18 protein-coding genes are annotated in these 19,162 nt (G+C 67.3%); 8 read left to right on the plus strand and 10 right to left on the minus strand.

Translation table 11 applies throughout. The annotated features are described in order from the left end of the window. Positions 1–81: 81 nt before the first annotated feature. The 3 genes from ACJH6H_RS14165 to ACJH6H_RS14175 form a co-directional block, all read right to left on the minus strand. Entirely contained in the window at positions 82–1,722 is a 1,641-nt protein-coding gene (locus ACJH6H_RS14165) for an FAD-binding dehydrogenase (RefSeq protein ID WP_406775103.1), read from the minus strand. A gap of 24 nt (positions 1,723–1,746) precedes the next feature. Continuing rightward, complete coding sequence (locus tag ACJH6H_RS14170) at positions 1,747–2,451, minus strand: DUF2334 domain-containing protein (RefSeq protein WP_406775104.1); 705 nt, start codon at positions 2,449–2,451, stop codon at positions 1,747–1,749. Between the two features lie 398 nt (positions 2,452–2,849). Next, positions 2,850–3,401 (minus strand): TetR/AcrR family transcriptional regulator, encoded by a 552-nt coding sequence (locus tag ACJH6H_RS14175; RefSeq protein ID WP_212813488.1) that lies wholly within the window; start codon positions 3,399–3,401, stop codon positions 2,850–2,852. Between the two features lie 80 nt (positions 3,402–3,481). Between ACJH6H_RS14175 and ACJH6H_RS14180 the strand changes: the two genes are divergently transcribed. Then, positions 3,482–3,928 (plus strand): DoxX family protein, encoded by a 447-nt coding sequence (locus ACJH6H_RS14180; RefSeq protein ID WP_212813490.1) that lies wholly within the window; start codon positions 3,482–3,484, stop codon positions 3,926–3,928. Here the strand turns inward: ACJH6H_RS14180 and ACJH6H_RS14185 are convergent. Beyond that, complete coding sequence (locus ACJH6H_RS14185; RefSeq protein WP_406775105.1) at positions 3,857–6,013, minus strand: S9 family peptidase; 2,157 nt, start codon at positions 6,011–6,013, stop codon at positions 3,857–3,859. The two genes, ACJH6H_RS14180 and ACJH6H_RS14185, sit on opposite strands and share 72 nt — an antisense overlap. Further along, positions 6,010–6,909 carry a phosphoribosylaminoimidazolesuccinocarboxamide synthase gene (locus ACJH6H_RS14190; protein WP_406775106.1) on the minus strand — a complete coding sequence of 300 codons (900 nt, stop codon included), beginning with the start codon at positions 6,907–6,909 and terminating at the stop codon, positions 6,010–6,012. The genes ACJH6H_RS14185 and ACJH6H_RS14190 overlap by 4 nt, the downstream gene beginning before the upstream one ends. Positions 6,910–6,939: 30 nt before the next feature. Between ACJH6H_RS14190 and ACJH6H_RS14195 the strand changes: the two genes are divergently transcribed. The 3 genes from ACJH6H_RS14195 (at position 6,940) to ACJH6H_RS14205 (ending at position 9,772) form a co-directional block, all read left to right on the plus strand. Beyond that, on the plus strand, positions 6,940–7,569 hold the full coding sequence (locus ACJH6H_RS14195) for a hypothetical protein (protein ID WP_406775107.1): 630 nt from the start codon (positions 6,940–6,942) through the stop codon (positions 7,567–7,569). A gap of 379 nt (positions 7,570–7,948) precedes the next feature. Then, positions 7,949–8,812, plus strand: a complete 864-nt coding sequence (locus ACJH6H_RS14200) for a cyclopropane mycolic acid synthase family methyltransferase (protein ID WP_406775169.1) — start codon at positions 7,949–7,951, stop codon at positions 8,810–8,812. A gap of 75 nt (positions 8,813–8,887) precedes the next feature. Next, positions 8,888–9,772: a cyclopropane mycolic acid synthase family methyltransferase gene (locus ACJH6H_RS14205; RefSeq protein ID WP_318987358.1), complete on the plus strand. Its 885-nt coding sequence runs from the start codon at positions 8,888–8,890 to the stop codon at positions 9,770–9,772. A gap of 72 nt (positions 9,773–9,844) precedes the next feature. Here ACJH6H_RS14205 and ACJH6H_RS14210 read toward each other — a convergent pair whose 3' ends face one another. Beyond that, positions 9,845–11,056 (minus strand): geranylgeranyl reductase family protein, encoded by a 1,212-nt coding sequence (locus ACJH6H_RS14210; protein ID WP_406775108.1) that lies wholly within the window; start codon positions 11,054–11,056, stop codon positions 9,845–9,847. A gap of 265 nt (positions 11,057–11,321) precedes the next feature. On the opposite strand from ACJH6H_RS14210, the gene ACJH6H_RS14215 reads away from it, so the two are divergent. Then, positions 11,322–11,987, plus strand: coding sequence for a fasciclin domain-containing protein (locus tag ACJH6H_RS14215; protein WP_406775109.1), 666 nt, complete (start codon positions 11,322–11,324; stop codon positions 11,985–11,987). A 121-nt stretch (positions 11,988–12,108) separates the two neighbouring features. Then, entirely contained in the window at positions 12,109–12,966 is an 858-nt protein-coding gene (locus tag ACJH6H_RS14220) for a cyclopropane mycolic acid synthase family methyltransferase (RefSeq protein WP_406775110.1), read from the plus strand. A gap of 45 nt (positions 12,967–13,011) precedes the next feature. On the opposite strand, the gene ACJH6H_RS14225 is transcribed toward ACJH6H_RS14220, so the two are convergent. The 3 genes from ACJH6H_RS14225 to ACJH6H_RS14235 are packed head-to-tail and all read right to left on the minus strand — an operon-like array spanning position 13,012 to position 16,283. Continuing rightward, a complete protein-coding gene (locus ACJH6H_RS14225; protein ID WP_406775111.1) occupies positions 13,012–14,229 on the minus strand; it encodes a cytochrome P450 in 1,218 nt (405 codons plus the stop codon). Beyond that, positions 14,226–15,644, minus strand: a complete 1,419-nt coding sequence (gene purB, locus ACJH6H_RS14230; protein WP_406775112.1) for an adenylosuccinate lyase — start codon at positions 15,642–15,644, stop codon at positions 14,226–14,228. Before purB ends, ACJH6H_RS14225 begins: the two co-directional genes overlap by 4 nt. Positions 15,645–15,668: 24 nt before the next feature. Then, entirely contained in the window at positions 15,669–16,283 is a 615-nt protein-coding gene (locus ACJH6H_RS14235) for a TetR/AcrR family transcriptional regulator (protein ID WP_020098760.1), read from the minus strand. A 96-nt stretch (positions 16,284–16,379) separates the two neighbouring features. Here ACJH6H_RS14235 and ACJH6H_RS14240 point away from each other — a divergent pair, with 96 nt between their 5' ends. Next, on the plus strand, positions 16,380–17,276 hold the full coding sequence (locus ACJH6H_RS14240) for an alpha/beta hydrolase (RefSeq protein ID WP_406775113.1): 897 nt from the start codon (positions 16,380–16,382) through the stop codon (positions 17,274–17,276). A gap of 51 nt (positions 17,277–17,327) precedes the next feature. Here ACJH6H_RS14240 and purD read toward each other — a convergent pair whose 3' ends face one another. Then, positions 17,328–18,596: a phosphoribosylamine--glycine ligase gene (purD, locus tag ACJH6H_RS14245; RefSeq protein WP_406775114.1), complete on the minus strand. Its 1,269-nt coding sequence runs from the start codon at positions 18,594–18,596 to the stop codon at positions 17,328–17,330. Between the two features lie 72 nt (positions 18,597–18,668). Between purD and ACJH6H_RS14250 the strand changes: the two genes are divergently transcribed. Further along, a complete protein-coding gene (locus ACJH6H_RS14250) occupies positions 18,669–19,160 on the plus strand; it encodes an EspA/EspE family type VII secretion system effector (protein WP_318984629.1) in 492 nt (163 codons plus the stop codon). Positions 19,161–19,162 lie beyond the last annotated feature (2 nt).

Raw genomic sequence — 19,162 nt, forward strand, 5'->3', positions numbered from 1 at the left:
GTCGATCCTGGCCAAAGTCCGACGCGCACGCACCAAACTCCAACAAGTAGTCAATCAAAACTGAGACGGACCACTAGGAACTCAGCCGACGGCGCGGGCCGCGGCACGTCCGGCGGCGCGGCCGGAGAAAATGCAGCCACCCAGGAAGGTGCCTTCCAGCGCCCGGTAGCCGTGCACACCGCCGCCGCCGAAACCGGCCGCCTCGCCGGCCGCGTACAGCCCGTCGAGCACCGCGCCCTCCGGCGTCAGCACCCGCGAGTCGAGGTCGGTGTGCAAGCCGCCCAAGGACTTTCGGGTCAGGATGTGCAGCTTGACGGCGATCATCGGGCCGGCCTTGGGGTCGGTCAGTTTGTGCGGTCCGGCGATGCGCGCCAGCCGGTCCGGCAGGTACGAGCGTGCGGCCCGGTAGGCCACGGTCTGGCCGTCGCTGGTGAGCTTGCTGGTCATCTCCTTGTCGCGGGCATTGACCTCGGCCTCGACGGTCGCGTAGTCCAGCGGTTCGACGTCAGGCACCTTGTTCATGGCAGAAACCAAGTCGCACAACGTGTTCGCCGACACGAAGTCCACACCCTTGTCGACGAACGCGCGGACCGGGGCCGGGCCACCGCCCCGGCTACGCCCCAGCACTTCCCGCAGATTCTTGCCGGTGAGGTCGGGATTCTGCTCCTGTCCGGACAGCCCGAATTCCTTGGCGATGATGCTCTGGTCGAGCACGAACCATGTGTAGTCGTAACCGGTTTGGCAGATGTATTCCAGCGTGCCCAGGGTGTCGTAGCCCGGGTACAGCGGGTCGGGCAGCCGCTTGCCGGTGGCGTCCAGCCACAGCGACGACGGCCCGGGCAGGATGCGGATGCCGTGCAGCGGCCAGATCGGGTCGTAGTTGGTGATGCCCTCGGTGTAGTGCCACATCCGGTCGTTGTTGATGACGCTGGCGCCGGCGGCCTGGCTGATGCCGAGCATGCGGCCGTCGACGTGCGCGGGCACACCGGACAACAGCTGGCCGGGCACCCGGCCCATGCGCTTGGGCCAGTTCTGGCGTACCAGGTCGTGGTTGCCGCCGATGCCGCCGCTGGCGACGATCACGGCCTGCGCGCGGAACTCGAACTCCCCCAAGGTGTTACGCGATGACGCCTCTCCACGGGCGGTGTTCGCCGGCTCAAGCACCGCGCCCCGCACGCCGGTGACGGCGCCTTGACCGACAATCAGTTCGTCGACCCGATGCCGGTGTGCGAAGCGCACTTTGGGGTGCCCGACGACCCGTCGCGCGAAGATGTCGACCAGTGCCGGGCCGGTACCCCAGGTGATGTGGAAGCGCGGCACCGAGTTGCCCGGCCCCTTGCCGTCCCAGCCGCCGCGTTCGGCCCAGCCGACCAACGCGAAGGTCTGCAGGCCCCGCTCGCGCAGCCAGCTGCGCTTCTCGCCGGCGGCGAAGTCGACGTAGGCGCGGGCCCACTGCTCGGGCCAGTGGTCCTCGTCGCGGTCGAAACCTGCTGTGCGCAGCCAATCTTCCAGCGCCCGCTCGTAGCTGTCGCGGATACCGACTCGTCGCTGTTCGGCGCTGTCGACGAAGAACAGCCCGCCGAACGACCAGAACGCCTGGCCACCGATGTTGGCCTCGTTCTCCTGGTCGACGATCAGAACCGACCGGCCCCGCTCGAGCAGTTCGGCGGCGGCGACCAGCCCGGCCAGCCCGGCCCCCACGACGATGACGTCAGCGTCCATGGGGCCACGCTAGCGTCCCAGGGGTCAGGCTGCGTCAGTTAGTGCCGGGTCGGGCGTCCACTCGTAGGCCGCGGGGGCGCAGCCGTGCATGAGTGAGAGGTCGATGGCGTCGAGCATGGCCTGGCGCGGCCCGGTCCGCCGCAGCTGACCGGCGGCCACCGCGAGCCGGACGGTGCCGCCGCGCCGGGCCGTGCGCTCGGCGGCCAGCACCAGGGTGCGACACCACCAGGGTTCGGTGAGGAACCCCTCGCCGATGCCGAAGACCCGCGACCGCAAGGTGGTGGATCGCACCAGGTCGGTGATGCCCGCATCACCGACCAACAGCCGGAAGCCGTTGCGCGGCAACGCTGTCACGGTGCCCTGCGACGCCGTCCAACCGGGCGCGGCGAACAAGCGGGTGCGCAGGCCGAGGTGTTCGAGCACCCGGTCGGCGCCCATCAGGCGCAGGTTCGCCTCGTGTGCGGGCAGGGCGGCGAACTCGCCGCGGCGCTTCTTGCTGGCCGCTTCGTCGAACCCGTGCAGGACAACAGCGGCCCCTGCCGCGCGGCGTTTGGTCAGCCACTCGACCGTGGGGATGTCACGCTCCAGCCGGTAGCCGCCTTTGAGCCGCGGGGCGACCAGCAGCGACGCCGGAATCTGCCGGGCATCGAGCTCGGTGCAGAAGTCTGCGACGTCACCCAGCGTGCGGTCCCGGATCCCCGAGATCGAGACGATCAATTGGCCAGCCATGTAAGCAGTGTGACAACGTCAGGTGTCCCGTCGGTTGCCGTGACATTGGTGCCGCCTGAACACTGCCCCTTTTCTCTCCCTGCTCTTCAGCGCGAGCGGCCGTGTTTGTACGGCGACACGCCGACCTACGTGTACAAAACGCGGCCACTCAGCAGCCACGAGCGGCACCTTCTTGCACGCAGATTGCGGCGCGTCGCCGTACAGACACGGCCGCTCAGCAGTTGTGAGCGGCACCTTCCTGCACGCAAATTGCGGCGCGTCGCCGTACAAACACGGCCGCTCGCGGGAAGTGGGGGCAGCGGGAAGTGGGGGTGGGAGGCGGGAAGGGGGGCGGCGGGAGGTGGGGTGCGCGGGAAGTGGGGGTGAGAGGCGGGAGGTGGGCGGGGCTGGCCGGAGAACTAGCCGGAGAAGAGGATGCGGGCGAGGCGTTCGGCGGTGTCGACGGGATCGGGGTCGGTGACCGCGCCGTTGAGGGTCAGCAGCGCGAAACCGTGGACCAGAGACCACGCGGCCAGCGCCGAGCCCTCGGGGTCGTTCTGGGCATTGGGATCAACCAGGGTCGCCACGCCGCCGGTGAGTTCGGCGGCCGCCTCGGCTTCGGCGGCGCGCAGGTCCGGGTCGGATGCGTCGTAGAGCATCTTGTCGAACATGACGGCGTAGTGGCCGGGGTGGTCGAGGGCGAACTGCACGTAAGCCCTTGCCGCATAGGCGAATTCCGGCTCCGCCTCAGCGAGGGCAGCCGCCAGCTGCGTGAAGCCCTCGGTCGCCAGCGCGGTGAACAACCCCCGCCGATCGGTGAAGTGGTGCGCCGGCGCCGCGTGCGATACGCCGGCCGCGCGGGCCAACTCGCGCAGCGAGATGCTGTCGGCGCCACGTTCGGCGACGAGCGCGGCCGCCTGCTCCAGGATGACGGCCTTCAGGTCGCCGTGGTGGTAGCTCTGCCTGGCCATGTCCGCATCCTATCTTGACAGTGTCAAGTTCCAGGATATCCTTCAATCTAGACGTCGACTAGATTACGGAGGCGCAGCCCATGGCCGTTCTTCTCGCTCTCGTGCTGGGCAGCCTGGCCGCACGCGTCGCCGGCTGGCTCGGGGTCGGCTACGTCGACAGCTGGCCGAGCGCCATCGCGGTCGGCTTGGCTCTGATGTTCTTCATGACCGGCGTCGCACATTTCACCCCGGGCATGCGGCGCGACATGATCGCGATCGTCCCGCCGCGGCTGCCGTCGCCGGAACGACTGGTGGCCATCACCGGCGTGCTGGAGCTGCTCGGCGCCGTCGGGCTCCTGTTCCCGCCCACGCGTGTCGCGGCCGCCATCTGCCTGTTCCTGCTGATGCTGGCCATGTTCCCCGCCAACATCTACGCCGCGCAGATGCCCGACACGCCGCCCTCCATGGCGTCGAACCTAGGCGTGCGCTCCGTCCAGGAGGTCATCTACCTGGCCGCTGCCATATTTGTCGCGGTCCGCGGTGGCTAGCACCCAGGCGTACTGGAACGCGGCTTCCTTCCAGCGTTCGTAGCGCCCACTGGTGCCGCCGTGCCCGGCCGCCATCTCGGTCTTGAGCAAGACGGGATGGTTGTCTGTCTTGGTGCTGCGCAGCGCGGCAACCCATTTCGCGGGCTCGACGTAGTACACGCGGGTGTCGTTGAGCGACGTCATCGCCAGAATCGCCGGGTAGTCCTGAGCCGTCACGTTCTCGTACGGCGTGTAGGACTTCATGTAGTCGTAGACGGCCTTGTCCGCCAACGGGTTACCCCACTCGTCCCACTCGGTGACGGTGAGCGGCAGCGACGGGTCGAGGATGGTGGTCAGCGCGTCGACGAAGGGCACCTGGGCGAGGATGCCGGCGAACAGGTGCGGCGCCATGTTGGCCACGGCACCCATCAGCAGGCCACCGGCACTGCCACCGAGCGCCACGAGATTCTCCGGCCTGGTGACGCCCGTGGCGATCAGATGCTCTGCGGCACTGATGAAGTCGGTGAAGGTGTTCTTCTTCTCCAGCAGCTTGCCGTGCTCGTACCAGCCACGCCCCAGCTCTCCGCCGCCACGCACGTGCGCGACGACGAACACCACGCCGCGGTCCAGCAGCGACAGCCGGGCGATCGAGAAACGGGGGTCCTCGCAGGACTCGTAGGCGCCGTAGCCGTACAGCAGCGCCGGCGCCGGGGTCGGTGCGCCCACGCGCTGGATGATCGACAGCGGCACCTTCGTGCCATCGGCGGCCACCGCCCAGTCCCGGCGCTCGAGGTAGTCCTCGGGCCGGTAGTCACCGAGAACCGGCTGCTCGCGCAACAGGATTCGTTCACCGGTGGCCAGGTCCAGGTCATAGATCCGCACCGGGATGACGAACGACGTCGCTCCCACCCGCAGCCGCGGCGACGACCAGTTCGGGTTGCCCGACAGGCCGACCGACATCAACTCCGACTCGAACGCGATCTCCTGGGTCTCGCCGTAGTTGCCGTCGGAATCGAAGGGCCACAGCTGGATTCGCGGCAACGCCTCCCGCCGATAGCTCACCACCAACTGGTCGGCGAACGCATCGACACCGTCGAGGCGGACGTCGTCGCGGTGCTCGATGAGCGTGCGGGCACCGTCGAGGCTCGTCAGCGGAGCATCGGACACCGGCACATCGACCAGCGTGAAGTTCTCGGCACCGTCGTTGTGCAGGATCAGGAACCGATCCTCGCCGCCGACCACCGCGTGCTCGACCGAATATTCGACGGAGTCCTTGCGCGGCAACACCACTTTGAATTCGGCCTTGGCGTCGCCCGCGTCGGCGTAACGCACCTCGGAGGTGACGGCACTGCCGGCGGCGATGAAGATGTACTTGTCACTGCGGGTGCGGCCCACGCCCACCCAGAACCGCTCGTCGGACTCGTGGTGCACCTTCTCACCGGGCAGCCCGGAGCCCAGTCGATGCCGCCAGACGGTGTCCGGCCGCCAGGCGTCGTCGACCGTGACGTAGTAGAGCGTCCGGTTGTCGGCCGCCCAGGTGCCGCCGGCGCCGATGCCGGTGATCCGGTCGTCGTACAGCTCGCCGGTGCGTAAGTCCTTGAACTTCAACGTGTATCGCTCGTCGCCCACGGTGTCGACGGAGTAGGCGAGGATGTTGGCGTCGACGCTGACGGTGGCCGCGCCGAGCGAGAAGAAGTCGTGGCCCTCGGCCTCGACGTTCTCGTCCAGCAGCACCTGCTCGCCGGGGACCTCGGTGTGCTCATCGAGCTGCGGCGGGGTCCAGTCGTCGGGATCGCTGATGGGACACCGGCAGTGCACGCTGTACTGCTTGCCCTCGAAGCTGCGGGCGTAGTACCACCAGTCGCCGCGCCGGGTCGGCACCGACAGATCGGTCTCTTTGGTGCGGGCCTTGATCTCGTCGAAGATCTTCTGCCGCAACGGTTCCAGCGGCGCGGTGATCTCCTCGGTGTAGGCGTTCTCCGCGTTCAGGAGCGCGATCACCTCGGGATCGTTCTTGTCCCGCATCCACTCGTACGGGTCGATGAACACGTCGCCGTGGTGTTCGCGGCGGTGCTCGACCTTCTTGGCGATCGGCGGGTTGCTCATGCGCCGATCCAATCGGCGAACCGGCGACCCGAAATCCGTTCGTACGCCTCGATGTATCGCGCCCGGGTGGCCTCGACGATGTCGTCGGGCAGCGGCGGCGGCGGGGTGTCGCCGGCGCGGTCCCAGCCGGAGTCTGGGCCCGTCAGCCAGTTCCGGACGAACTGCTTGTCGAAGCTGGGCTGCACCACGCCCTCGGCGTAGCCGTCCACCGGCCAGTACCGTGACGAGTCCGGAGTGAGCACCTCGTCGGCCAGCACCAGCCCACCGTCGGCGTCGACCCCGAACTCGAACTTGGTGTCCGCCAGGATAATTCCCTTGGTCAGCGCGTGCGCGGCGGCGGCGCTGTAGACCTTGAGGGTCTCGTCGCGCAGCTGCTCGGCCCGCTCGGCGCCGACCAGCTTCACGACGGCGTCGAACGCGATGTTCTCGTCGTGCGCACCGATCTCGGCCTTGGTCGCCGGCGTGAACAGCGGCTCACCGAACCGGCTGGCCTCCGTCAGGCCCTCCGGCAGCGCGATGCCGCACACCTGGCCCGTCTTGCGGTAGTCGATGAGCCCCGAACCGGTCAGGTATCCGCGCGCCACGCACTCGACCGGCATCATTTCCAGGCTGCGCACCACCAGGGCACGGCCCAGTACCTCGGCGGGGATGCGCTCGTCGTCGGCCGGGCCGGCGAGGTGGTTGGCGGTGCCCAGCTGCTCGGCCAGGTAGTCGAAGAAGAAGACGCTCATGGCGGTGAGCACGCGGCCCTTGTCCGGGATCTCGCTGTCGAGTACATAGTCGAAAGCGGAAATCCGGTCCGATGCGACGAACAGCAGGTGGTCGTCGTCGATGCGGTACAGGTCGCGAACCTTGCCGCTGGTGAGATGGCGGTAGTCGGACAAAGCTGGGCGCATCGGACCACCCTATCTGTTGGGATGGTTGGCATGAGTTCGCGCTACGTGCCCTACGCCCGCACGCCGGGCCGGCTGCTCGCCCAGTTGACCAGCGATGTCGTCGCGCTGGTGTGGTTCGCCATCTGGATCTCGGTCGGCGTCGCGGTGCACAGCGCCATCGCCACCATCGCCGACGTCGGGCGCCAGGTGCACGACGGCGCCGACGGCGTCGCCGACAGCCTGGCCTCCGCCGGCCACAACGCCGACGGCATTCCTCTGATCGGAAAGGCCTTCGGCGGTCCATTGCGCTCGGCCGGCCACGCCGCGGTCGACATCGCGGGCGCCGGTGACAGCCTGAACAGCACCGCCAGCTGGCTGGCCTGGGTGCTCGCGCTGGCGGTGGCGCTGCCGCCGATCCTCGCCGTCGCGATGCCGTGGCTGGTGCTGCGGATCAGGTTCTTCCGCCGGAAGTGGACGGCCGTGACGCTGGCGTCGACCGACGCCGGCGAACAGCTGCTGGCGTTGCGGGCGCTGGCCAACCGGCCGCTGGCAAAGCTGACCGAGGTTTCCGACGACCCGGTGACCGCGTGGCGCACCCACGACACCGTCGCGATCCGGAAGTTGGCGGCGTTGGAGCTGCGGTCGGCCGGTCTACGGCCGGCCCGGCCGACGTCGGCCTAACGGATGACGTCGACGGTTGGTGGGCGTTTGCTCTTGCATTGCAGCTGAGTCGTTGCTTCACTGGTAAGCCGTCGGCAACATACTTCAGGGCTTCTCTGGCTGATCGCTCCAGCAGCGCGGGCACCGCCGGACCGCGAATTCCTGCGCTGCCGATCGCTGTGCCGATATCGCTCCAGCAACCGGGCAAATCTTCAATTTCGGCGCCCCACCCATCCAACTGAAACCTGGCAACGAATACCAGGGTGTCGTGCTCGTGAACCGTGCGGGCACCACATACGTGTACAGGGCACAGCACCTCCCAACGAGCCGTCGACGTCGCCGGCTCGAGCAGGTGTGCGCGCGATCAGCATTCTCAGGCCGCCGGCCTGGAGAGGAAGCCATGGCAGAAAAACTCAAACCGCATTTTGCGGACGTCCAGGCGCATTACGACCTGTCAGATGATTTCTTCAGACTGTTTCTGGATCCGAGCCGGACCTACAGTTGTGCATATTTCGAGCGCGACGACATGACGCTGGAACAGGCCCAATTGGCGAAGATCGACCTCGCGTTGGGCAAGCTGGGCCTCGAACCCGGCATCACACTGCTCGACGTCGGCTGCGGCTGGGGCGCGACGATGCGGCGCGCGATCGAAAAGTACGACGTCAACGTCGTCGGGCTGACCCTGTCGAAAAACCAAGCCGCATATGTCAATCATGTGCTCGACGGCGTGGACACCACGCGTTCGCGCCGCGTGTACCTCGAAGGCTGGGAACAGTTCGACGAAACGGTCGACCGCATCGTGTCTATCGGCGCGTTCGAGCATTTCGGTCACGACCGTTATCCGGCGTTCTTTCAGATGGCCTATGACGCGTTGCCGTCCGATGGCGTCATGCTGCTGCACACCATTTGCGGCATCGACCCGCGCCGGGCCGCGGAAATGGGCATTCCGTTGACGTTCGCGTTGGCCAGATTTGTGAAGTTCATCGTGACCGAGATCTTCCCCGGTGGCCGTCTGCCGTCCATCGAGATGGTTGAAAACCTCTCCACCGCAGCCGGATTCCGCGTCACCCGCGTGCAGTCACTGCAGCCGCACTATGCGAAAACCCTCGACCACTGGGCCGAGGCACTGGAGGCGCACCGCGACGAGGCCATCGCGATCCAGTCGGTGGAGGTCTACGACCGGTACATGAAATATCTGACCGGTTGCGCCGACATGTTCCACCGTCGCCAGGTGGACGTCAATCAATTCACCCTGCAGAAGTAGCAGACCACCCACAGCCTGTCACCAGACCGCAATCACACAGACGCGGCGTTGCGCCGCGTTGGAAAGCACGGATCCATGCCTGCTGGTTCCCAAGAAGAAATGCGTCCACATTTCGAAGAGATTCAAGCCCACTACGACCTGTCGGACGATTTCTTCGCCCTATTCCAAGACCCGTCGCGCACCTACAGCTGCGCGTACTTCGAGCCTCCGACCCTGACCCTTGAGGAAGCGCAGCTCGCCAAGATCGATCTCAACCTCGACAAACTCGACCTGAAACCGGGAATGACGTTGTTGGACATCGGTTGTGGCTGGGGCGCGACCGCTAGACGAGCAGTCGAGAAGTACGACGTCAACGTCATCGGATTGACGCTGTCGAAGAACCAGAGGGCGTTCACACAACAACTTCTGGACGGCATCGACAGCGACCGGACCCGCCGGGTCCTCCTGCAGGGCTGGGAACAATTCGACGAGCCCGTCGACCGGATCGTGTCCATCGAGGCCTTCGAGCACTTCGGTTTCGAGCGCTATCCGGATTTCTTCAAGAAGTGTTTCGACATCCTTCCCGCCGACGGCCGGATGACCATCCAGAGCAGCGTCGGCTTCCATCCGTATCAGTTGAACGCGGACGGCAAGAAGGTCACCTTCGAGACCGCGCGCTTCATCAAATTCATCGTCACCGAAATCTTCCCGGGCGGTCGGATTCCGACGACGGACATGATGGTCGAACACGGCGAACGGGCCGGTTTCGTTGTCCCCGAGGCCATCTCCCTACGGCCGCACTACATCCGGACGCTCAAGACGTGGGGCGACGCGCTGGAGTCCAACCACAGCGAGGCGGTGGAAATCCAATCCGAGGAGGTCTACCAGCGCTTCATGAGGTATCTGCGCGGGTGTGAACGGTACTTCACCGAAGGCCTGCTCGACGTCACGCTCGCCAGTTATCACAAGCGCAGCGCCTAGGTAAACGTGCGACCGGCCCGGGCGGGCCGGTCGCACGTTTAATGCGTTGCCCCTCAGCTCTTTTGCTAATACCTAGGATTCGGTACCCGGCCCTGCAACATGCGGCAGGGCGCCGGGGTCGGACCATTGCTCCCAGAACAGCAGCCTCGCCCGCACCGATGGATTGCTGACAGCATCGAGCGTGCGCACCCCGGCAGCCGCGATCGCAGGCACACCGACCAGCCGGTGGAACCATCGACCGCGGCGATACTCCTTGCCCCATGCCGCTTCCACCCGCTGGGTGTAGTTGGTGAAATCGTCTGGCCCACCGTTGGTCAGCGCCGCGATGGCGCATTCACCGGCCGCCAGTCCGGACTGCAATCCCTTGGAGATCCCCGCACCTGAAGCCGGCCTCGCCGCTCCGAGCGCGTCGCCGGCGAACAAGACACCGGGACGCCACGGCGGCCACGCCGTGAATCCCATCGGTAGCCGCCACGCCCGTACGGCCTTCGCTTTCATCAACTCGCCGATCGACGGTAGCTGCCACTCATGGGGTAGTCCGGCCAGGAACTCACCCAACAACTGCGTCGCGTTGATCTGTTGCCACTTCTTGTAGCTGTTCACATATCCGAGACCGATGTTCACCCGGCCCCCGCCGAGTGGGAAAACCCAGCCATAACCCGGCAGTTGGTCGCCGCGGAATCTCAGTTGCAAGTGCACATCGAGCGAGTCGACGTCCGGTCGATTGGCGGACATCTCGGCCCGGATCGCGATCGCGGCGTAACCGTTGTGCTGCGAGACGAGATTCAGGGCCCGCTTGATCGGCGAATGGGCGCCGTCGGCGGCAATCACCGCATCAGCTGCGACCCGTTCGCCGCTTTTGAGCACCACTCCTGCCACGCGCCCACCGTCATCGAGGATCGGTCCGGCGACCTCGGTGCCGCGGCGCACCTCGGCACCGCAGAACTCGGCCCGGTCGAGCAGCATCAAGTCGAGATCCAGTCGGCGCGCCACGTGACCGTGATCAGGCATCCCCGGGCGGTCCGGGAATGCCAGGTCCCAGCGGCTCGGACTGTAGACCGTGGCTCGATTCACGCGGTGGAACTTCGCGACCTGCTCAGCGAGTCCCATCTTCTGGATGTAGCTGATGGCCCGGGGTGTCAGGCCATCACCGCACGGCTTGTCGCGGGGGAACTCAGCCTTGTCCAGCAGGAGCACGCGAGCCCCGGCCTGCGCCGCCTGCCATGCGGCCGCCGACCCTGCCGGGCCGCCGCCCACGATCACCACGTCAAATCGCTGCGTCATCTGGTTTCACTCTCGTCCGACGCCCGAGCCACCACGCTGCGGGTCGCAGGAGGGATTCGGAGCCAGGGACGGCCCGGATGGGTGCGGCAGCGAATTCGGTGTCTTCGGGTACACGAGTCTGGCCGCTCCCTCCCCTCAGTCGAATCACGTTGGCGGACAATCCTGATTCCATCTGCCCGCAGACCCATCCAAAAGCGCCGGGGCTCCGAATCAGTAAACAAAGAACAAACCAACGGCGGCAGTCGTCCGCACTGAGGAGACCCGGATGCAACACCCTCGCTATCCACACATCGCGGCCGCCGGCCTGTCGATTGTCGCCGTCATCGGCCTATCAGCGTGTTCGGACGCCGGCACCAAGTCGGCATCCTCGGCTGCGCCGAGTACGAACATGGCTTCTATGCCAAGTGCTGCCTCGGCAGTGACATCGGCCCCACCCGACACGGCACTCGTGGGCACTGGTTGCCAGGCTTACGCACAGCAGGTCCCCACCGGGCCGGGTTCGGTCGCCGGGATGGGGTTGCACCCGGTCGCGACGGCAGCCTCCGACAATCCGATGCTGACCACGCTGACGGCGGCGCTGTCGGGCAAGCTGAACCCAAACGTCAACCTGGTCGCGACTCTGAACAATGGCGAATACACCGTTTTCGCGCCCACCGATGATGCCTTCAAGAAGCTGCCGGCAGCGACTCTGGACTCACTCAAGACGGACTCCGCCACCCTGACCAGGATCCTCACGTATCACGTTGTACAAGGCCAACTCTCGCCTGCGGCGGTGGCCGGAGCCCACACCACCCTCGAGAGCTCGCCGGTGAGCGTCACCGGCGACGGCGCAGGTCTGAAAGTCAATGACGCCGCGCTGGTGTGCGGCGGAGTCAAGACCGCGAATGCCACGGTGTACATGATCGATTCGGTCCTGATGCCGCCGACCTGACGGAATCACACCGCGATTCGGTACTGATCAGCCGAAGTCGCAGCCGTCAAATCGATATCCGTTGCACTTCAAGGCTTTTCATAAGCGACTGAATCCAGTCCTACCGCCAGGAAGGAACCTCATGGCGCAGAAACTTCAACCCCATTTCGCGGACGTTCAAGCCCACTATGACCTGTCCGACGACTTCTTCAGACTGTTCCTGGACCCCAGCCAGACATACAGCTGCGCATACTTCGAGCGCGACGACATGACGCTCGAACAAGCCCAAACAGCCAAGATCGACCTCGCCCTCGGAAAACTCGGCCTCACACCGGGAATGACGCTGCTCGACGTCGGCTGCGGCTGGGGTGCCACCATGTGCCGCGCCATCGAGAAGTACGACGTGAACGTCATCGGCCTCACCTTGTCCAGAAATCAGGCCACCCACGTCGAGCGGCTCTTCGACGACATGGACACCACCCGCTCCCGTCGCGTCCACCTCGGAGGCTGGGAACAATACGACGGAACAGCCGACCGGATCGTGTCGATCGGCGCCTTCGAACATTTCGGTCACGAACGCTATGCGGCGTTCTTCCGGATGGCCTACGACGCCCTCCCACCCGACGGCGTCATGCTGCTGCACACCATCTGCACCACCGATCCGCGTTACACGAACCTGCCCGTGACGATTGACCTCCTGCGGTTCGTCAAGTTCATCATGACCGAGATTTTCCCGGGCGGCCGACTGCCGTCCGCCCCGATGGTCCGTCAGCACGCCGCGGCGGCCGGATTCAAGGTGACTCGAGTCCAGTCGCTGCAGCCGCACTACGCGAAAACCCTCGACCTCTGGGCCGAAGCCCTGGAATCACACCGCGACGAAGCCATCGCAGTGCAATCGGTCGAGGTCTACGACCGGTACATGAAATACCTGACCGGGTGCGCGAAGTTGTTCCGGCTGCGCCAGGTCGACGTCAATCAATTCACCCTCGAAAAGTCGTGATCTGTGCACGACTTTCCGCGCCACCCGCGGATTTTCGTGCACAAATCACGACAGGGACACCCAGAGGTGCCGGAGGCCGGTGTGCCGGTTGCTGCGGGTCCATTCGGGCGGCTCGACCACCTGGATGTCGGGGAACCGGGTGAGCAGCTCCTCGAACAACACCCGCAGCTCCAGCCGCGCCAGGTTGGCTCCCAGGCAGTAGTGCAGTCCCTGCCCGAATCCCAAGTGCGGGTTGGGCTTCCGGGTCACGTCGAACGTCATGGGGTCGGCGAACACCAGCTCGTCACGGTTGGCCGAACCTTCCCACACGACCACCTTCTGTCCCGCCTCGATATCGCAGCCGCCGAGCGACACGGCACGCGTGGCGGTGCGCCGCTTGGACGGCGACGGTGACGTCCAGCGCACCATCTCCTCGATCGCCGACGGCAGCAGCGACAGGTCGGCGCGTAGCAGCGCCAGCTGAGATGGGTTCTCGCACAGGGCCAAAAGACCGCCGGCCACCGAATTCCGGGTGGTCTCGGCGCCCGCACTGAACAGTAGGTTGAAGAACAGGTACACCTCGAGATCGGATACCCCCTCGGCGTTGGCCACCACCGACAGCATGTCGTCGGTCGGCTCGGCTCGCTTGGCAGCGATCAGCTCCATGCCGAAGTTGTACATCCGGGAGCCGGCTTCCTCCACGGACAACCGGGTGATGGCGGCCTTGCGCGAGCCGCCGAAATCGAAGCTCGGCTCGATGGCCTCGAACAGCCAATGTCGTTGCGACTCAGGGATGCCCATCAGGATGCAGATCATCTGCATGGGCAGCTCGGCGGCGATGTCGACCAGGAAGTCGAACGGCACCCCCGGCGACACCGCGTCCAGCAGGGCCTGGCTGCGCACGCGAAGGTCGTCCTCGACCCGCGCGATCATCCGCGGCGTCAGCCCCGACGACACCAGCCGCCGAATCTCCGCGTGCCGCGGGTCGTCCATCATGTTCAGCACCTGGCCGGCGATCGACAGGTCCTGGATCAGCGTCCCGCCGAACGGGCGTGCACCGCCCGTCACCGACGAGTATGTGACCGGATCCCGCAGCACCGCAAGGGTTTCCGCATGTGTGGCGACCGACCAGAAGCCTTCGCCGTCCGGGGTGTTCTCGGTCGGCTCGTGCCAGTACACCGGAGCTTCCGCGCGGTGCCGTGCGAACAACTCGTGCGGGAAGCCCGACGCGAAGTTGTCGAGGTCGGTCAGGTCAACCCCGGCCAAGCTTCCCGCCAAGGTCACAGGATGGCGCCCGAGGTGTACTTGGCCGCTTCCGGGTACTGCGCGACCAGACGGTCCACCGCCGCGACGACGGCGTCGACCTGGTCACCGGCGGCGCCGCTGAACGCCTGCTTGTCGGCCAGCGCCGCGTCGAGCTCGACGCGGTCCAGCGGGAGGCGCGAGTCGGCTGCCAGCCGGTCCAGAAGGTCTGGCTCCAAACCCTTTTCGCGCATCGCGAGCGCGACGGCGACGGCGTGCTCCTTGATGACCTCGTGCGCGGTCTCGCGGCCGACACCGGCGCGCACCGCCGCCATCAGGATGCGGGTCGTCGCCAGGAACGGCAGGTAGCGGTCCAGCTCGCGCTGGATCACGGCCGGGTAGGCGCCGAACTCGTCGAGCACCGTCAGGAACGTCTCGGTCTGTCCGTCGATGGCGAAGAACGCATCGGGCAGCGCGACGCGGCGCACCACCGAGCAGAAGACGTCGCCTTCATTCCATTGCGCCCCAGCCAGTTCCGCGGCCATGGAGCCGTAACCACGAAGGACGACCTGCAGGCCGTTGACGCGCTCGCACGAGCGGGTGTTCATCTTGTGCGGCATGGCCGAGGAGCCGACCTGCCCGGGCGCGAAGCCCTCGGTGGCCAGTTCGTGGCCGGCCATCAGCCGGATGGTGTGCGCGAACGACGACGGGCCGGCGCCCAGCTGCACCAGCGCGGACAGCACGTCGTGGTCCAGCGACCGCGGGTACACCTGCCCGACGGAGGTGAAAACCTCGGTGAATCCCAGGAATTCCGCAACCCGGCGCTCCAGGTCGGCCAACCGCGAGGCGTCACCGCCGAACAGATCCAGCATGTCCTGCGCGGTGCCCATCGGGCCCTTGATGCCGCGCAGCGGGTAGCGGTCGATCAGCTCCCGCAGCCGGGTCAGCGCGACCAGGGTCTCCTCGGCGGCCGAGGCGAACCGCTTGCCGAGGGTGGTGGTCTGCGCCGCGACGTTGTGCGAGCGGCCGGCCATCACCAGGTCGCGGTACAGCGCGGCGCGCTCGGCGAGCCGGGCCACCACCGCGACGCCGTGCGAGAACACCAGTTCCAGCGACTGCCGGATCTGCAGCTGCTCGACGTTCTCGGTGAGGTCGCGGCTCGTCATGCCCTTGTGGACGTGCTCGTGGCCGGCCAGCGCGTTGAACTCTTCGATGCGCGCCTTGACGTCGTGCCGGGTGACGCGTTCGCGCGCGGCGATGGAATCCAGGTCGACCTGGTCCAGCACCCGCTCGTAGTCCTCAACGACGCCGGACGGCACGGCCACGCCCAGTTCGGACTGCGCGCGCAGCACGGCCAGCCACAGCCGGCGTTCGGCGACGATCTTGTTCTCCGGGGACCAGATGGCCACCATCTCGTCGCTGGCGTAACGATTGGCCAGCACGTTGGGGATGCTCACGGAACTACAGCCTACTAAGCCCGCTTACAGGGCGACCCGGCGTTCCTGGTCGAAGGGGGCCAGGACGTCGATGACGTCCACGAGGGTCGCCCGGGCCGTCGCGCGCGGACCGTCGCCGTCGCTCACCATCGACGCCACTACCGCCCCGTCCACCGCGCAGACCAGGGCCGTCAGCAGTTCGGCGCGCACCGAGCGCCCGGACCGTTCCACGACCTCGACAACGGCCTCGGACCGCTGCTTGAGAATGCGCCGCTGCACATCGCGCAGCCCGGGCTGACGGGCGCAGGCGATGTAGCGCTCGTAGCGGGAGATCAACTGGTCGGACGCCCGGTTACCGTCACCGACCAGCAGGTCGACCAGCAGATCCGCCGTCGCGTCCGCGCCCCGGCGCCGCCGCGACAACGCCGAGACGCGCATGCGCAGCTGCTGGGATTCCGATTCTCCGACGTGCTCGACCGCCTTTTCGATGAGGTCGTCGAGGGACGAGAAGTAGTACGTCGTGGAGGCCAGCGGCAGCCCGGCCCGCTGCGCCACGGCGCGGTGCCGGACGGCGTCGAAGCCGCCCTCGCACAGCAGCTCGGCGGCCGCGCTGACCAGCGCATACCGTCGCCGTTCCCCCTTCGGGGTGACTGCTGTCATCACGCTGTAAATGCTGCCAGGAATGGTCACGCGGCGATCACGATTTCACGTAATCCATTAGGCATTACTCAGGAATGACGGGCTGCGGCCGATGGCATGATGGCGGCCATGGCAGAGCTGAGCCGACGCGCCGTCCTCCGTCTCGGAGCCGGCGCCGCCGCAGGGGCCGCCGGCGCGTTCGCGCTGGGGTCGACGTCGGGCCGCCCGACGGTCACCGCGAACCCGGTGACCATGACGAGCGTCGGGGTGCCGCTGGCGCCGCCTCCGGCCGTCGCGGATCCGGCGCCGACCTACGTGACGGGTTCCTTCGTCTCGCAGGCCCGCGGCGGCATCTCGACCAACTGGGCCATCGCCCGCCCGCCGGGCCAGACCGCGCCGTTGCGGCCCGTGATCGCGCTACACGGGAAGGGCAGTGACGCCGCGACGGTGATGGCCGGCGGTGTCGAACAGGGCCTGGCACAGGCCGTGGCGGCCGGACTGCCGCCGTTCGCGGTGGTGGCGGTCGACGGCGGTGGCGGTTACTGGCACAAGCGGGCGTCCGGGGAGGATTCGGGCGCGATGGTGCTCGACGAGCTGATCCCGATGCTGGCTTCGCAGGGCCTCGATACCTCGCGCGTGGGTTTCCTCGGCTGGTCGATGGGCGGCTACGGCGCGCTGCTGCTGGGCGGCCGGCTGGCTGCCGCCCGGACCGCGGCGATCTGCGCCGTCAGCCCCGCGCTGTGGACGTCATCAGGCGCGACGGCCCCGGGCGCCTTCGACGGCGCGGGCGACTACGCGGCCAACTCGGTGTGGGGCCTGCCGGGACTGGCCGGCATCCCGATCCGCATCGACTGCGGCGACAGCGACCCGTTCTACTCGGCGACCAAGCAGTTCATCGCGCAGCTGCCGGGTGGCGCCGCGGGCGGCTTCTCCCCCGGCGGGCACGACGGATCGTTCTGGAGTGCACAGCTGCCGGCCGAGATCTCCTGGCTGGCCCCGCTCCTCGTCCAGTGATTTGTGCACGATTTTCCGCGGCGACCGCGGAAAATCGTGCACAAATCCCGGTTAGAGCGAGATGCGGCCTTCAGCCGCGGCGAGGCCGATGTCGGTGCGGAAGTGGCTGCCCGGCAGGCGAATTGCCTGGATGATCCGGTACGCCTCGGCCCGCGCGGCCGCCAGGTCTGCGCCGGTGCCGACCACCGACAGCACCCGGCCGCCCGAGGAGACGACGCTGCCGTCGGCCCGGCGGGTGGTGCCCGCGTGCAGCACGCCGGCGGTCTCCGATCCGGTGATGACGTCGCCGACGCGGGGGCGGCCCGGGTAGTTCTCGGCGGCGACAACAACCGTCACGGCCGATCCGTCCTGCCACTGCAGCGGACCCAACGAGTCCAGCGTGCCGGTGGCGGCGGCGTTCAGCAGCGTGCCCAGCGGCGTCTCCAGTAGCGCCAGGACGGCCTGGGTCTCGGGATCGCCGAAGCGGCAGTTGAATTCGACGACGGCCGGCCCGTTCGAGGTGATGGCCAGGCCCGCATACAGCAGCCCCGAGAAGGAGCTGTCGCGCCGAACCAGTTCAGCGGCAACAGGTTTGACGACCTCGTCGACAATCTGGTCGACGACCGCGGCAGGCAGCCACGGCAGCGGCGTGTAGGCGCCCATGCCGCCGGTGTTGGGTCCGCTGTCGTTGTCGCCGACGCGCTTGAAGTCCTGGGCGGGCAGCAGCGGCACCACGGTCTCGCCGTCGACGACGCAGAACAGCGACACCTCGGGGCCGTCGAGGAAGGACTCGAGCAGCACGGGATGGCCGGACTCCAGCAGTTCGGCGGCGTGCGCGCGGGCCGCCTCGCGGTCGGCGGAGACGACGACGCCCTTGCCGGCGGCCAGACCGTCGTCCTTGACGACCCAGGCCTGTTGTCCGGCGGGCGGACCGAAGCGGTCGAGTGCGGCGTCGAGGTGGGCGGGGTTGTCGACGATCTCGCTGGTCGCGGTGCGGACCCCGGCGGCAGCCATGACGGCCTTGGCGAATGCCTTCGACCCTTCGATACGTGCGGCTTCACGACTCGGACCGAAGCAGGCGATGCCTGCCGCCCGCAGCGCGTCGGCCACACCGAGCACCAGCGGCACCTCGGGCCCGATCACGACCAGGTCGGCGGTCAGCTTCTTGGCCAGCGCGACGACGTCGTCGGCGGCGGTGATGTCGACGTCGTGCTGCTCGGCGACGGCGGAGGTACCGGCGTTGCCGGGAGCGACGGCCAGGTAGTCCACCTGGGGGTCGCGGCTCAGGGCGAGCAGCAGGGCATGTTCACGGGCACCAGAGCCGATCACGAGGACGCGCACAGCCACACCCTAGTAGCTGGTCGGCTCGTCCTAAACTGGGCAGGCCCGACGTACGCGAGGAGGTCCGCACCGGTGGAGCCGCTGGATGCCTTCCTGCTGATGTGGGAGCGGGCGCGCGCCACCTTCGGCGAGGGCGTTCCGCACGACCGCTCCGAGTTCGACAAGAGCGAGCAGCTACGCGAACTGCAGGATCAGGTGAAGGCCGCGGGTCCCGGTTCGCACTGGACCGGCGGTGCGGCCGACCGCTACGCCGACGCCAACGCCAAGCACGCCCAGGCCCTCGGCCGGCTGGCCGAACTCGACAAGCGTGTGGGCGACGAACTCGAGCGGTCCGCGGACGTGGTCAACGGCGGACGCCGCGAACTCGACGCGCTCAAGCGGTGGGTGACGGACCTCGCCGACGAATCGAAGAAGACGCCCACCGCCGCCGCCGACCACGCGTTGTGGTCGGCGATCGGCAAGGCCAGCGGCGACGTCGCCGACATCATCCAGCGCTCCCACACCGACCTGTCGGGAGTCGCCGGCCGCATCCAGAGCCTCGACAGCGAGTTCGACGACTTCTGAGT

The sequence above is a fragment of the Mycobacterium sp. SMC-21 genome (assembly GCF_045310825.1).
Taxonomy (GTDB): Bacteria; Actinomycetota; Actinomycetes; order Mycobacteriales; family Mycobacteriaceae; genus Mycobacterium.

Coding starts and splice junctions, on each gene's coding strand:
- ACJH6H_RS14210 (WP_406775108.1), bottom strand. CDS start 11,056: ATGACGCAGCGATTTGACGTGGTGATCGTGGGCGGCGGCCCGGCAGGG.
- ACJH6H_RS14185 (WP_406775105.1), bottom strand. CDS start 6,013: ATGAGCAACCCGCCGATCGCCAAGAAGGTCGAGCACCGCCGCGAACAC.
- ACJH6H_RS14200 (WP_406775169.1), top strand. CDS start 7,949: ATGGCAGAAAAACTCAAACCGCATTTTGCGGACGTCCAGGCGCATTAC.
- ACJH6H_RS14215 (WP_406775109.1), top strand. CDS start 11,322: ATGCAACACCCTCGCTATCCACACATCGCGGCCGCCGGCCTGTCGATT.
- ACJH6H_RS14180 (WP_212813490.1), top strand. CDS start 3,482: ATGGCCGTTCTTCTCGCTCTCGTGCTGGGCAGCCTGGCCGCACGCGTC.
- ACJH6H_RS14240 (WP_406775113.1), top strand. CDS start 16,380: ATGATGGCGGCCATGGCAGAGCTGAGCCGACGCGCCGTCCTCCGTCTC.
- ACJH6H_RS14195 (WP_406775107.1), top strand. CDS start 6,940: ATGAGTTCGCGCTACGTGCCCTACGCCCGCACGCCGGGCCGGCTGCTC.
- ACJH6H_RS14235 (WP_020098760.1), bottom strand. CDS start 16,283: ATGACAGCAGTCACCCCGAAGGGGGAACGGCGACGGTATGCGCTGGTC.
- ACJH6H_RS14190 (WP_406775106.1), bottom strand. CDS start 6,909: ATGCGCCCAGCTTTGTCCGACTACCGCCATCTCACCAGCGGCAAGGTT.
- ACJH6H_RS14205 (WP_318987358.1), top strand. CDS start 8,888: ATGCCTGCTGGTTCCCAAGAAGAAATGCGTCCACATTTCGAAGAGATT.
- ACJH6H_RS14170 (WP_406775104.1), bottom strand. CDS start 2,451: ATGGCTGGCCAATTGATCGTCTCGATCTCGGGGATCCGGGACCGCACG.
- ACJH6H_RS14165 (WP_406775103.1), bottom strand. CDS start 1,722: ATGGACGCTGACGTCATCGTCGTGGGGGCCGGGCTGGCCGGGCTGGTC.
- ACJH6H_RS14175 (WP_212813488.1), bottom strand. CDS start 3,401: ATGGCCAGGCAGAGCTACCACCACGGCGACCTGAAGGCCGTCATCCTG.
- ACJH6H_RS14220 (WP_406775110.1), top strand. CDS start 12,109: ATGGCGCAGAAACTTCAACCCCATTTCGCGGACGTTCAAGCCCACTAT.